11 protein-coding genes and 2 pseudogenes are annotated in these 13,555 nt (G+C 64.3%); 5 read left to right on the forward strand and 8 right to left on the reverse strand.

Annotation, left to right across the window (positions count from 1 at the left end):
- The 7 genes from HMPREF2581_RS28970 to HMPREF2581_RS29000 form a co-directional block, all read right to left on the reverse strand.
- Positions 1-1,892: ParB/RepB/Spo0J family partition protein (locus HMPREF2581_RS28970; protein ID WP_070867403.1), on the reverse strand; the 1,892-nt coding region annotated here is incomplete at its 3' end.
- An 81-nt stretch (positions 1,893-1,973) separates the two neighbouring features.
- Positions 1,974-2,798: a DUF932 domain-containing protein gene (locus HMPREF2581_RS28975; protein WP_003139033.1), complete on the reverse strand. Its 825-nt coding sequence runs from the start codon at positions 2,796-2,798 to the stop codon at positions 1,974-1,976.
- 719 nt (positions 2,799-3,517) lie between these two features.
- Positions 3,518-3,796: a hypothetical protein gene (locus tag HMPREF2581_RS28980; RefSeq protein WP_003139034.1), complete on the reverse strand. Its 279-nt coding sequence runs from the start codon at positions 3,794-3,796 to the stop codon at positions 3,518-3,520.
- A 65-nt stretch (positions 3,797-3,861) separates the two neighbouring features.
- On the reverse strand, positions 3,862-4,212 hold the full coding sequence (locus HMPREF2581_RS28985; protein WP_016254207.1) for a DUF2958 domain-containing protein: 351 nt from the start codon (positions 4,210-4,212) through the stop codon (positions 3,862-3,864).
- 280 nt (positions 4,213-4,492) lie between these two features.
- Positions 4,493-4,999: a RadC family protein gene (gene radC, locus HMPREF2581_RS28990; RefSeq protein WP_003139036.1), complete on the reverse strand. Its 507-nt coding sequence runs from the start codon at positions 4,997-4,999 to the stop codon at positions 4,493-4,495.
- Positions 5,000-5,325: 326 nt separating this feature from the next.
- Positions 5,326-6,489 (reverse strand): PDDEXK nuclease domain-containing protein, encoded by a 1,164-nt coding sequence (locus HMPREF2581_RS28995; RefSeq protein WP_003139037.1) that lies wholly within the window; start codon positions 6,487-6,489, stop codon positions 5,326-5,328.
- Complete coding sequence (locus tag HMPREF2581_RS29000) at positions 6,486-7,691, reverse strand: tyrosine-type recombinase/integrase (RefSeq protein WP_003139038.1); 1,206 nt, start codon at positions 7,689-7,691, stop codon at positions 6,486-6,488. Before HMPREF2581_RS29000 ends, HMPREF2581_RS28995 begins: the two co-directional genes overlap by 4 nt.
- A 647-nt stretch (positions 7,692-8,338) precedes the next feature.
- Between HMPREF2581_RS29000 and lecA the strand changes: the two genes are divergently transcribed.
- The 3 genes from lecA (at position 8,339) to HMPREF2581_RS29015 (ending at position 9,848) form a co-directional block, all read left to right on the forward strand.
- Positions 8,339-8,707, forward strand: coding sequence for a PA-I galactophilic lectin (gene lecA, locus HMPREF2581_RS29005; RefSeq protein WP_003102492.1), 369 nt, complete (start codon positions 8,339-8,341; stop codon positions 8,705-8,707).
- A gap of 273 nt (positions 8,708-8,980) precedes the next feature.
- Complete coding sequence (locus HMPREF2581_RS29010) at positions 8,981-9,322, forward strand: hypothetical protein (RefSeq protein WP_003139039.1); 342 nt, start codon at positions 8,981-8,983, stop codon at positions 9,320-9,322.
- Positions 9,323-9,440: 118 nt separating this feature from the next.
- Complete coding sequence (locus HMPREF2581_RS29015) at positions 9,441-9,848, forward strand: hypothetical protein (protein ID WP_003108811.1); 408 nt, start codon at positions 9,441-9,443, stop codon at positions 9,846-9,848.
- Between the two features lie 58 nt (positions 9,849-9,906).
- Here HMPREF2581_RS29015 and HMPREF2581_RS29020 read toward each other — a convergent pair.
- Positions 9,907-11,670, reverse strand: a pseudogene (locus HMPREF2581_RS29020) (putative bifunctional diguanylate cyclase/phosphodiesterase).
- Between the two features lie 255 nt (positions 11,671-11,925).
- Between HMPREF2581_RS29020 and HMPREF2581_RS29025 the strand changes: the two are divergent.
- Positions 11,926-12,135, forward strand: a complete 210-nt coding sequence (locus HMPREF2581_RS29025) for a hypothetical protein (protein WP_003090037.1) — start codon at positions 11,926-11,928, stop codon at positions 12,133-12,135.
- A gap of 192 nt (positions 12,136-12,327) precedes the next feature.
- A pseudogene (locus HMPREF2581_RS29030) lies at positions 12,328-13,516 on the forward strand (NAD(P)/FAD-dependent oxidoreductase).
- The last annotated feature ends 39 nt before the right edge of the window (positions 13,517-13,555 follow it).

Consider the following 13,555-nt stretch of genomic DNA (forward strand, 5'->3'; position numbering starts at 1 on the left):
GCAATGTCGGCCTTCTTCAACTTCGCCAGCCGGGAAACCTGCTCGGGTGCGTACTCGCCCACGGCTTGCAGGACTGCCGCCTTGGGAACGTGCTTGAAGTAGCCTTCTGCGGTCGGCTGCCACCATGCGGCCATGTCGAGGCCCACGGCCTGCGCCAGTTCCTCGCCGGGGTGGTGCGGCGTGGCGCGAGGCGTCACCACGTCCACCGTGGAAGCCACGCACACGGCCAGCAGATTGACCAGTTCGTCTTGCGGCTTCGTCAGCAGCGCGGCGAACAGTTCGGCGCTGTCCTGCGGCAAGCCTTCACCGGCCACCTGTTGCAGTTCGCGCAGCGCCACGGCGGCGGGCGATTCCGGCCAGTCCGGGGCCATTCCTTCCAGCCGGTCTTGCAGCGTCACGCGCACGCCCAGCGGTTGGTCGTTGCCGTAGTAGCTGTCCTGCAAGACCTTCTGCACCATGCCATGCACCAGTGCGGCCAGCGCCACTTGCGGATGCCGTGCCACTTCGATTTGCAGCGCCGCCGTGCGGTGTGCGCTCAACCGCTGCGCCAGCCGGTCGGACAGGCTCGCGGCCTTGGGCGCGTCGTCGGCGTCGTGGCCTTCGTCGTTGTCGGCTTCGCCTTCGGCGTTGCCGAAACCGCGCCGCAGCTTTTCCAGCGTGCGCAGCGCCTTGGCCTCGGCCTCGCGCAGCAGGCCGCGATGGATGACGGCCTCGCCGTTGCGGTCGATGGTGACGATGGCACCGGCCACCTCGCGCACCTCGGGCGCATAGCCTTGTAAGGCGTCCTCCGCGTCTTGCAGTTCCCCGATCACCTGATCGCGCCGCTGTTCCAGCTTCTCGGCCTTGGCCTCGTCCTCGGCGTCGCAGGCTTCTTCCAGTTCTGCGTCGATCTTTTCAAGGCGGTTTTCCAGCGAGGCGATGCGGCGGGCCTCGCGGGCGGTCGGCTCGCGGCGGTGGCGCGGTGCGTTCTGGAACGCCTGCCGTTCCTCGTAGGCCAGATGCGGCACGGCCTCCACCCATGCCCAACCCTCGGCGCGCACGTCCTCGGCCAGCGTTGCCAGCTTCTCGCGCACCAGAGTTTCCAGCACCCCGGCGTCGGTGAGGTAGGTTCCGGCATCGCCTTCGGCGAACAGGTCGCGGCGGATGCCACCGCCTGCCTGCCGGTAGGTGTCCAGCCCGACGAAGCGCACCAGCGCGTGCGTGGCGTCGATTTCCCGCTCGGTCAGGCGTGCGCGCAGCGCGGACGGGCTGCGCTGCCATTCCGGCGCACCATAGAACGCGGCTTCCTGTGCGGCGTGGTCGTCGGTGATGGTCAGGGCCATCAACTGTTCCAGCGTGACGGCTCCGGCGCGGTAGTCGGCCATCAGGCGCGGCGCGATGTGGGCCAGCTTCAAGCGGCGCTGCACCACCAGCGGGGACACGCCGAAGTCGGCGGCAATGTCCTCGACGGGCCGGCCTTCCTTGACCAGCGCGGCGAACGCCTCGAACTGGTCGGCGGGGTGCATCTGCTCGCGCATCAGGTTTTCGGCGAGGCTGACGGTGCGGGCACTGCCATCGGCCACAAGCAGGCAAGGTACCTCGTAGTCGGCGGGGATGCGGCGCTTCTTCGCCAGCAGCTTCAAGGCGGTCAAGCGGCGATCACCGGCCACCACCTCGTAATGCTCGCCATCGGCGGATGCGATCACGATCAGGTTTTGCAGCAGGCCGATGCGGGCGATGCTCGCGGCCAGTTCGGGGATGGACAGGCGCGGCATCTTGCGGGCGTTGCGCTTGGAGCGGCGCGGCAGCAACTGCGAAAGGGCAACCAAGATCAGGTTCTTGGAAGGGTCGGCCATTTCCAGCGGTGCGGCGTTTTCGATGGCGCGGGCTTCGGTTTGGGTTACGGCGTTCATGGTGACAACTCCTAAACGATTCAGGGATGCAGCAGCGAGGGATGCGGCAAGGGCTGCTGCCTGCCCCTGCCGCGTGGGGATTCAGGCTTTGAGCTGGCGCAGGCCATCGGCCAGCAGCCACAGGGCGCGATTCAGGCGCACGCTCTGGTCGATGCCCTGCACGGGCCGGGTGGTCTGGCGGCGGCCATTGGCGGCGCGGGCGGACAGGCCACCTTTGATGAGGTTTTCTTGCGTGCGGTTGAACACGCTCCACAGGTCGCGGCGGTCGTCGTCGCCACGGCGCGGCATCAGGATTTGCGATTCCGTGATGGGTGCGGGCTTGTCCTCGTCGTACTTCAAGGCCAGCGCGGCGCGGGCGAACACTTCCGATTCCCCGGCGTCGAGGGTGATGGCGCGCATGGCATCGCGCGATTCCTGCGCCCGGTCGAAACCGTGCAGGACTTCGTAAGCGCCTTCGATGACGTGCCCGGCTACGTCGCCCTTGTGGGGTACGCGCACGTCGGCCACGGTGTCACCGCACACAAGGCCATTGCTGCACACGAAGCGGAACATTCCGGCCAGCATCTGGTAACTGCTGGTGCCGTCATGGGAGTTCAGCAGGATGATTTCGTTGGCCTCGCGCCCGTTGATCTGGCTGGCGTGGCGCAGGCGGATCATGTGCTTGGTGTAGTCGCGGCGGTCGTCGTGGCGCACGCGGGTCTGGCACACCATGAAAGGCTCGAAGCCTTCCCCGCGCAGTTCCTGCAACACGGTCGCGGTGGGGATGTAGGCGTACCGCTCGGAGCGGCTTTCGTGCGGGGCGTCCGCGAAGATGGACGGGGCCACCCTGCGGATTTGGTCATCGGTCAGCGGGTAATCGCTGCGCAGTGCCGGGGAACGGGAAGCGAAACGGGATGCGAGTTGCATGATCTTTCTCCTGACAAAAAGAGGTTTGCTGTTCACACCGCACACCGGATTCCTAGATTCGGAAGCCCAGCCTTTCGGCTGTTCGGTGCGGTCGGCACGAGGAACCCGGTTGGCCCTGTTGCCACCGTCTTTCCTGAGTTCATCGCCCGCGACGGTCAGGAGCGCGCGAACGGATGCCGTCAAGGAGGCAAGCGCAGGGTTGGTGCGGCCCGCAGGCGCAGCCGAGGACACGGCCCTGCGCGCCTTGACGGCACACGGGCGCGGGCTACAGTCGCGGTGAAGGTGATGAAGTCAGGGGAGACGGCTGGACAAGGCAACGGCCTTCCCCCTTGCGCTGACCGCACGGCAAGCGAAGCGCGCAGGCCCGGATCTGGAAGCCGGGCCGGAGGCGTCAGCCGAGCGGAGCGAGGGAACGATGGAAGCCCGAATGGGGCGAGACGCCGCAGGCGGCTCGATGCGCTACGCGCACGACAGCGCGACCGGCCATCTCCCAGGTGGCCGGGGACGCCCAGCCTTCAAGGTTCGATGAGCACCAGACGCAACACGCCCCCCGCATCGGAAAGCGGGTTCTGCTGTGGCCGCGGATTTCTGGCCGAGCCGGCGCAGCCGGTTCGGCGGCTTTTAGGGGGGCCAAGCATCGCGCGGCGGGGATAGCCCGTACAGAGCTTTCCCCTAGAGGCAAGCGAAGCGCGCAGCGCCCCGGAAGGGGCGCGAAGGCATCAGGCCGAGTCGTCAGGACGCAGGCTGGATTCCGCAACCGGCACCCACGGCGAAGTCGAGTTCAGCAGATAGCGCGCTCCACGCGCGTAGTGACCGCAAAGGCCACTCGGCCGGTAGAACCCGGTGACGCAGCGACGGAACTGCACGCCGTATTCGTTGGTGTAGATCACCGCATCGCCGATCTTGAAGCGCAGCGGCTGGCCGTTCTCCGGCGCGAATGGCTTGAGCGCATCGTGTTGCGCGGTGATTTCGATGATGTAGTCGTGATGGCTGCTCATGGCATTGATCTCCTGTGATGGTCGAGAAAGCGCAAGGAGCGCCTTGCGGCGCTCCAAGGGCAAAGTCAGACGACGATTCGCCCGGCCAGCCGCGCATCACGCGCATAGCCACTTAGACGTTTCTCTGCCCGGAAAGACAGGTCGCGCTCGATCGGCAGGCCCAGCCCGCCGCGCAAGCTCGCCAGCTCGTTCAAGCTGACCCAGCCGATTTCCGGCTCGCCCAGGCCCAGGTCGCAAAGACCGAAAGCGTGGTCGTGGTCATCGGGATCAATCTCGGTCAGCAGCCAGGTCGCGCCGCCGTCTGGCGTGAACAGCTTGACCACCGGGGCCGGATCGAAGTCCGGGTTCTCCAGCGATGCGCGGCCGTTGGCCAGCAGCACGATGCGCTGCTCGGCAGTGATGAGTACGTTGTTCATGGTGAACTCCTGAAAGGTTGCCGGGCGGAATTGCCCGACCCTTCCGGGGCACGGCGCAGCGCAAGCAGTCAGGGGTCGCAGACGGCCGCCAGGACGCAAGCGCCATCGGCGCGCAGCCCTTGACGGCGAGAACGCCGTGGCACGATGAAGGGAACAGCAAGACCGCCTCCCTCCCACCTCCACACACCCGGCCTTGGGCAAGTGCGCAGCACGCGCAGGCCCGCGAGGGCCGGAGTTGCGCCATCGGGCGCAGCAAAAAGGGGGCCGAAGCCCCCAATGGTCAAATCAGGCCGCACTCGGCGAATGACGTGGTGCGAGTCCCCGCAACGATGATGTGATCCAGCGTGCGAACGTCCACCAGCGCCAGCGCCTGCCGAAGCTGCGCGGTCATCGCTCTGTCGGCCGCGCTCGGCTCGGGGTTCCCACTCGGATGGTTGTGCGAAACGATGACCGCCGCCGCATTGAGCCGCAGCGCCTGCTTCACCACCTCGCGCGGATGCACCTCGGCGGCGTCGATCGTGCCGTGAAACATCTCCACGTAGTCGATCAGCCGATGGCGCGTATCGAGAAACAGGACGGCAAAGACTTCGTGCTCGAAGCCAGCCAGCTTGGCGCGCAGGTAGTCCTTGACCGCCGCTGGCGAACTGAACGATGCACCGCGCTGCATCTTCTGGTCGATGACCTGGCGCGCAGCTTCCAGAATCTGGTCGGCATCCGCCGGCCGATAGCGCCCACGGCCATCGCGCACCATCAACGGGGTATCGAGAGAGAGGGAGAGTTGCGACATGATCGTGCTCCGGTTGCTCGGGCGGAATTGCCCGGAACCGTCGCCAGCACGGCGCAGCGCAAGCAGTCAGGGGTCGCAGACGGCCGCCAGGACGCAAGCGCGCATGGCGCGCGCCGCCCTTGACGGCGAGAACGCCGTGATACGGTGAAGGGAACAGCAAGACCGCCTACACCCCGCCCACTGCACACCCTCGGCTTTTGGGGCAAGCGGAGCGCGCAGGCCCGCAAGGGCCGAAGGCGTCAGGGGTCAAAGCCGAATGGCCGCGACTCGGAACGAGGCGTGGGGCGCAGCCCGCGAACTCGACGGCGGAACGCCGGGACGCCCGGTTACTGCGGGAGTTTCTTGGGCTGCTTCGGCGTGCGCGATTCCAGCAAGCGCCGCGTAGTCTCCAATTCCTTCTGCAACAGCTCGGCATCCGGCAGCACGGTACGGTAGTTCGCCGCCATCACCTTCGACGGCAAGCCTTCCAGCGCATACCGCGCCAGCGCATGGCCCTTGTCGGCGCACAGGATCAAACCCACAGGCGGGTTTTCATCGGCATAGGCCCAATGCTCCTTGGCGTAGTTGCAATACATGAGCATCTGGCCCACGTCGGCATGGGACAGGCTGCCCAGCTTCAAGTCGATGATGACCAGGCAGCGCAGCCGTCGGTGGAAAAACAGAAGATCCACCCGATACCAAGTCTGGTCGATGCGCAAGCGCCGCTGCCGCCCGACGAAGGTGAACCCTTCGCCCAGCTCCAGCAGAAAATCCTCCAGCCGCTGGATCAAGGCGGCCTCCAAATCGGATTCGGAATACTCGTCTTTGAGGTTCAGGAACTCCAGCACGTAGGGGTCTTTGATGGCGTCGTCGGGCCTGACGGCATCCTCGGGCCTCGGCGCTGCGCCCTTGACCAGCATCGCCGCCTTGTCCTTGGACAAGGCCGTGCGCTCGTAGAACTGGCTGCCGATCTGCCGGTCAAGCTGGCGCACGCTCCAGCCGCCACGCAGCGCCTCAGCCTCGTAGAACCGGCGGGCGTGGTCATCCTTGACCGCCAGCAGCCGCACGTAGGCCGACCACGGCAGCGGGAACACCTGCGCCAGCTCGGCCAGGGCGAATTTCCGAGACACTGTCTCGGAAATCTCGGCAGGCAGCTCGTCGCCCGATTTCCGAGACAGTGCCTCGGAAATCATAGGCCGGGGGTAGGCGGCGAAGAACCGCCGCATGTTCTCCAGATTGTCCGGGCTGAAACCGCGCCCGAAGCGCGCGGTCAGGTCGGCGGACAGCCGGGCGATCAACTGCTCGCCATAGCCCGCGCGCCGCTTGCCCTGTTGCTCGGCCTCCACGATGCGGCGGCCGATTTCCCAATAGCTGGCCGTCATCAGCGCATTGACGCTGCGCGCCGCCGCCTGGCGCGCGGCGTCCAGCAGTTCCACGATGCCGCCGTGGATGCCGGCGTAGCCGGCAGGCAGGGCGGCGTCTTTGGCGGCCTTGGGCGTCCGGGCGCTCATGCCATGGCCTCCTGCGGCTGCGGTTGCCGCTTCCCGGTGATGGTCTGCCGACGGGTCGCCACCAGTTCGGCGGCTTGGCGCACCGGATCGTCCTCGGTGTGGACGTAGCGCATGAACATCGCCACGGTCTTGTGCGCTGTCAGCGCCATGCCGACCTTGACCGGGACGCCTGAATTGGCAATGTCGGTCGCGGAGCGATGGCGAATGCCGTGGGTGCCGACCTTCGGCACGCCGGCATTGCTGAGGATGCGCCGCCACCCCTGATAGTAGGTGTGGGGGCTGAGGGGCTGGCGGTGGTCGATGATCGCCGGGCAGACATAGGGCGAATCGCCATAGCGGGGGGCGCTCGTCAGCCGCCGCTTGGCTTCCTCGCTCAAGGGCTTGGACATATCGCCGGTCTTGCTGTCCGGCCAGACCACCCGGCCATTGGGCAGGTCGAGCCAATCCCACTGCAACAGCAGGATTTCCGACATGCGCGCGGCGAACTCGAATTGCAGTCGGACGGCCAGCAAGAGGATGGGATGCTCCAAGTTCTCGGCCTCGGCCTTGTCCAGATAGGCGAACAGCTTGACCATCTGGTCATCGGTAATGAGCCGGGTCGAGCCTTTCTCCGGGTACTTGGGCACATGGCGGCACGGGTTGGAGCCGTCCGGCCGGTAGCCCCACAGCTCGGCCAGATTGAACATCTTGCGCACGAGCGACAGCACCCGATTGGCCTGGGTGGGCGACTTCTCCATGCGCTTCATCAGCGCGGTAATGTCGTTGCGCGTGACTTCGTGAACCTTCTTGGTGCCGAAGGCCGGAATGACGAAGGTGTCGATCTGGTACTGATAGCCGGCCTGGGTGCTCGGCTTGTTGTGCGGCTTGGAGTGGTCATCCATGAACCGACCGCACAGCTCCTTGACCGTTGGGGCCTTGCGGGCATCCGCCTTGTCCAGTCCGGGGTCGCCGCCGCGCCGGACTTCGGCCAGCCAGTCTTGCGCCAGCGACCGGGCCTGTTCGACCGTCAGCTCGCCGAACTGGCCGAGCGATGGCTTGCGCCGCACGCCGGAGTTCGTGCGGTACTGAAGCATGAATACCTTGCGCCCGGTTGGTGTAACCTTGCACAAGAAGCCTGGAACGAGCGTGTCTCGGAGTTCCACGTCGCAGGTTCGCGCCTGTGCCGTGTCAACGACGGACTTGGTGAGTTTGATTTTCGCCATGAGGGTGCTCCTGAAAGGCCCCGATTCCAGGGGCCGGCTAGGAGCCAAGCGAAAGGGAACCGGGGCGGATTGCATCGCGCACCGGGATATGATGGAAGGCATTGATTAGCTGGGAAACCTGCTACAGCAAGCCCCATCCAACCCCATAGGTGTCCCGGTGCGGAAGCCATGCTCTGGCTTAAAATCCCTCGGGGGTAACCCCGTGCCGGTTCGACCCCGGCTCCGGGCACCATTGTGTTTCCTGGCGTTCAGCCGACTTCTGCGTTCCTTCCCCGATTTTCTTCCGGCCCGCCATCGCGCGGCAGTCAACGAGTCGACGTTGCCTTCTTTCCCTCCTCGGCCTTGGAGGCGTTTCATTCTAGTACGGCTCCGTATAGGGTTCGCCCTGGCTGGCGAGCGGGAGTGTTTGTTCAGCTTGAAGTAGTTGTCTTTGGAAGTTTGATTTTTTGTCGTTATCTTCTGCTCCTGCTTTTTAATTTCCTTTCCGAATATATTCAATTCACTGGCGGAATTATCCTCTTTTCTCCTGCATGAATTGATAGGCGGTACTTCCTCGTTGCTGTGCTTTGCTGACAGGGAAGGATCGCGAATCAGGGTTTTTCGCCTCTTTCGTTTATGAACAGGAATTCATATATCGGAGATCAATCATGGCTTGGAAAGGTGAGGTTCTGGCTAATAACGAAGCAGGGCAGGTAACGTCGATTATCTACAATCCGGGCGATGTCATTACCATCGTCGCCGCCGGTTGGGCCAGTTACGGACCTACCCAGAAATGGGGGCCGCAGGGCGATCGGGAGCATCCGGACCAAGGGCTGATCTGCCACGATGCGTTTTGTGGCGCGCTGGTCATGAAGATTGGCAACAGCGGAACCATTCCGGTCAATACCGGGTTGTTCCGTTGGGTTGCACCCAATAATGTCCAGGGCGCAATCACTCTTATCTACAACGACGTGCCCGGAACCTATGGCAATAACTCCGGCTCGTTCAGCGTCAATATTGGAAAGGATCAGTCCTGATAACTTGTCTCTGAAAAAAAAGGGCCCGAATGGGCTCTTTTTTTAAATACAAATAAAGTGAAGTTGCCCGTGTGGCCGTTATGAACGGACAGGCAGCGCTTCGCAGTTGCGACTACCAATGACAAGGGTATCGAACTCCTGGGGCTGCCGCGGTCGTGGGAAACCGAGCGAGTAGGGGCGGGGAACTGCTTCAACACGCTTCGGTCTGAACGGGAATATCGATTCCTGACCCGATTCAGAATTCCGTCCACATAGTAGACAGTACCGAAGCCGATGCCCTGCCGACTTTCCCTGATTGTATTTCCCGCTCTCTTCTCCATTGCCGCTGGCGCCGCGGAGGAACTCAAGGACATGGCAGGTTCGACCATCGTCGTTGCCGGAAGACTCGAGGCCGTCGAATGCCCTGGCGCAGGCCTGTACGATTGCACGGGGTGGCCTGCCAACCTGTACCGTTTCGAGGGACAGGACGTGTGCCTCAGCATCGAGGCTGGCTGCGATTACAGTTGCGATGGCATTCTCAGCGAGAAGGGCGGCACGCAATCGATCCTGGTTTCCGGCTCCTATCGCGATCACATCCGCAAGGTGGAAGGCACGCAGGTCTCCTGCCCGCGCTAGAGACGCTCGGCCGAGTGCTGGAAATATCGCGAGGTGCAACGGACGGTCTGCCGCCCGCTGAAGAAGGCGAGCGGATCGGGATGTGCTAGGGTGCCCGTTTGCAGGGAGGACCTAGGGCATGGAGCACCCATACAAGACCCCAGAGGCGGACCTGGCCGACGAGAGGCTGACTGCGGGAGGTTTCCTTTCCGGTGGGCAGCCGCTGTGGAAGGCATTCTGGCTGTTCTTCGCTGCGGGTTTCTTATTGCTCAGTGTCGCCGCCAGGCAGGCGATGGTGGCCATTGTCGATCCGCTGATGCAGGAAGCTCCCGGCGAACATGCGGTGGCCCTGACCTTGTGGGGAATGATCGGTGTCGAGCTGGTGAGGCTGGCCTACCTGTGCCTCAGCCTCGTCGTGGTCTGGCGCTGCGGGCGCAACTCCCGCTGGGTGGCTGCGCGCCATGCCAGCAGGGCGGTGCTGTCGGCACTGATACTCCTGACCCTTTACTCGATCTATCTGGTCTGGGCCTTGCTCGCCAGTCCCTGAGCGACGCGCCGAGGCTGGCGAGCATGCTGGTACGGCCCATTCCACGTGCCTGCGTCGGCTAGCGCCGCAGCCAGTCCTCCAGTTGCTCCGGCAGCATCGGCTGGGCGATCAGATAGCCCTGGCCCTCGTGGCAGCCCCAGGCCTGCAGCAGGTGGAAGGTGTCGTGGGTCTCGATGCCTTCCGCGACCACCCGATAACCCAACTGGCTGGCCAGGCCGATCACCGCCTGGGTGACGCTCTGCGCCTTCGGCGAGCCGGCGAGGTCGCGGGTGAATGATTGATCGAGCTTGATGGCGGTGACCGGCAGGTCGCGCAGGTAGGTCCAGTTGCTGTAGCCGGTGCCGAAGTCGTCCACGGCGATGCCCATGCCAAGCTCCCGGGCACGCAGCAGCACCGAGCCGACCGCCGAGGCGTCGCGGATGAGGACGCTTTCGGTGAATTCCAGCTCGAGGGCGGAAAGGTCGATGTCGTAGGTTTTGGCGAGTCTGACGGCCTCTTCCAGGAAGCTGCTGTCTTCCATGTCCGATGCCGATACGTTGATCGCCAGCCTGAGCGGGATGTTCCGTGCGTTCCATTGCGCCAGTTGGGCCATGGCATGGCGCAGCACCCAGTCGCTGAGGGGGCGCATCAGTGCGGTTTTCTCCGCCAGGGGCACGAATTCGGCGGGGCTGACGAAGCCGAGTTGCGGGTGCCGCCAGCGCAGCAGCGCTTCCACGCCCGTGCACCTGCCTGTCGGCAGGTCGATTTTCGGCTGATACACCAGATGGAAGCCTTCTTCGGTTCCGATCGCCTGGGACAGCGAGGTCAGCAATGTGAAGGCTCGCTGCTGGGCCTGGTCCAGCGGCGGGTTGTAGCGGGCCCAGCCGACACCGCGGTCGCGGGCGTCGTCGGCCGCGCTGACCACCAGGCGCAGCCAGTCCTGGTCGCCGGCGAGGGGATCGTCGGCAAGCGGTAGTACGCCGAGTCCCACGATGGCCTTGATCGGGATCCCGCGACATACGACGGGGCTTTCGAAGGCCCGCAGCAAGCGGAGGCAGACCGACTCGGTTTCTTCCTGTTGCTGCCGTGGCAGGAGCAGTCCGAAGCGCGTCGGGCTGATCTTGTAGAGGGTGAAATCCGGCAGTTCCGCGCGGATGCGGTCGCGCGCCTCGAGCATGAGGTCGTTGGAAAAGGGATAGCCCAGCGTACGGATGATGGTATTCAGCAGGGCGAGGGGCAGGAGGTCGGCGGCGATCACGGTGAGGGCGCCGTCGCGCTGCAGGCGCAGGGAAACGTCCTCCTGCAGGCGGAGACGGTTGTACAGGCCGGTTGGCTCGTCGATGTAGTTGGTCGAGCGCAGCGTATGGATACGGGCCATCACCAGGCGGGCGAAATGCTCGAGCATGGCGATGTCGCGCTCGGACAGCGGCCCGCGTGGTTCCCGGTCGATGACGCAGAGGCTGCCGAGGTTGAGACCCTCCGCGGTGGCCAGCGGAGCCCCGGCGTAGAAGCGGATGCGCGGTTCGCCTTGCACATAGGGATTGTCCCGGAAGCGCGGGTCGAGGGTGGCGTCGGCCACCTCGAAGACTCCCTTGCCCAGGATCGCGTAGGCGCAGAACGAATCCCGTCGCGGCGTCTGCCGGGTATCGAGGCCGATGCTCGCGCGAAACCACTGGCGCTGGTGGTCGAGGATGGAAATGAGCGCGATTGGCGTCTGGAAGTAGGACGTAGCGGCGGCGAGGATTTCCTCGAATACCTCGTCCGCACCTTCTTCCAGCAATCAGAGTTGGTCGACGTAGGCTTGCCTGGAATGCTCGTTCGCGGGATAGGGTGGGGTTGCCATGCTGGACTCCTGGGCTACTGCGATGTCGGGCATCGGCAATCAATGATGTCATTGTGCCTTTATTTCGTGGAGCGCGGGCTCTTTCCCAGATTGCAGCGATGAAAGGGCATGGGGGTTGATCGCGGTCATGCCGGTAGGGCCTTCGACGCCGACGCCAGCTCTGCGAAACCGATTACCTGCCAATCGGACGTTTCCTATATCGACCGGCACCACCGCTCGCTAAAACGGTCGCACATGCTTCCACCGAGAAAAGACATGTCCGATACGTTCTCCTTCGCCTCGCGCCTCTGCAAGTTCGTCATCCTTCTCGTCATCCTGCTGATCGGCGGAGCCAGCCTCTACCTGTGGTGGCTGGGGCGGCCTTACCAGGACGCCATGTCCGCCTTCGTCCCGTTGCTCATGCCGATGCTCGTGCTGGTGCTGGCGTTCGATACGTTCCGGGCCCTCGCCCGAACGAGGCGCTAGGCGTCAGCGAGGCAGCGCTGTATTCCCGTCGTTCTACCCTGCCAGTTCTGGTAGGCGGCGGGTCTTCGCAGGCAAGCGCTTGAACTGGGTGAGGTTTCCGGATTTGTCCTGTTTCCGTGGCGAAGCCGTGCTTGCCTAATCCCCCGGTTCATCTAGATATACCCATGGCTTCCTCAGGGTTAAGGAGAAGTCATGCAACGAATCGTCATCGTCGGGGGCGGAGTGGGCGGCACTATGCTCGCCAACCTGCTGGTCGTCCGGCTCTACCCGGAAGATACTCGGCGGCGAGGTGCAGGTACTGCTGATTTCCGACTCGCCGGATCACTACTACAAGCCGGCCTTCATGTACGTCGCCTTCGAGCAATTCTTCCTCGAAGATCTGAAACGACCGCAGCGCTCGCTGCTGCGGCCGGAAGTGATGTTCCAGCTCGACCGGGTCGACCGTTTCGATTTCCCCCGCCAGGAACTGCAGACCCGCAGCGGCAGGCGCCATGGCTACGACTACCTGGTGATCGCCACGGGTTGCGTGCCGGCTCCGGAACGTATCGAGGTGCTGAAAGAGGCTGGCGACCATTTCTACCAGTACCAGCCGGCCCGTCGGTTGGCCGAGCGGCTGGCGAGCCTGGAGTCGGGGCGGGTATTCATCACGGTGAGCTTCCCGAGGACGCCGAATGTGCCCCACCAGTGCGGGATCGCGCCTGTGGAGACGACCCTGATGCTCGACGACTACTTGCGCCGCCGGGGTGTCCGCGAACGTGTCGAGATCGTCTACACCTATCCCACCACGGCCCAGTTGCTGCGCAACTGTCTGTTCCTGCAACGACCGACCTGCGAAATCCTGCCGAGCCTGTTCGAGCAACGCGGCATCCGTTTCCAGCGTGGTTTTACCCTGGCCAGGGTCGACCCGGAGCGGCGCATCGCCTATTCGGAGGAGGGCGACGAGCAGCCGTTCGACTTGCTCATGGCGACACCGCCGATCCACGCCGTGGATGCGGTCAGGGAGTGCGGCCTGTCCCAGGCCGCCGCCGACGAAGGCTGGTTGCCGACGAACCATGAAACCTTGCAGGTGTATGGCGTCGACCGGGTGTATACCCTGGGCGATACCGTCGATCTGCCGGTGAGCAAGGCCGGTGGGGCCTGTCACAACCAGGCGCCGGTAGTCGCCAGCAACATCGCTGCCGAGATTCGTCTCGGTAAGCCCTGCGCGATCTACGATGGACGAGTCCAGGCTGTCGCGCAGATGGGCCTGAACGCCGGAATGCCGCTCTGGTACGACTATCGGCACGACGTAAAGCCGACCCCGCCGACCAAGCTTGGCGGGTTGTTGCGCCAGGGTTTCAATCGCGGCCTGTACTGGGCCGTAGCCCGTGGAATGCTTTGACCCCGCACGGGGAGGAGCCGACATGGATAGCCATCAGCA

Source organism: Pseudomonas sp. HMSC057H01 (assembly GCF_001836405.1).
GTDB classification, from domain to species: Bacteria; Pseudomonadota; Gammaproteobacteria; order Pseudomonadales; family Pseudomonadaceae; genus Pseudomonas; species Pseudomonas aeruginosa.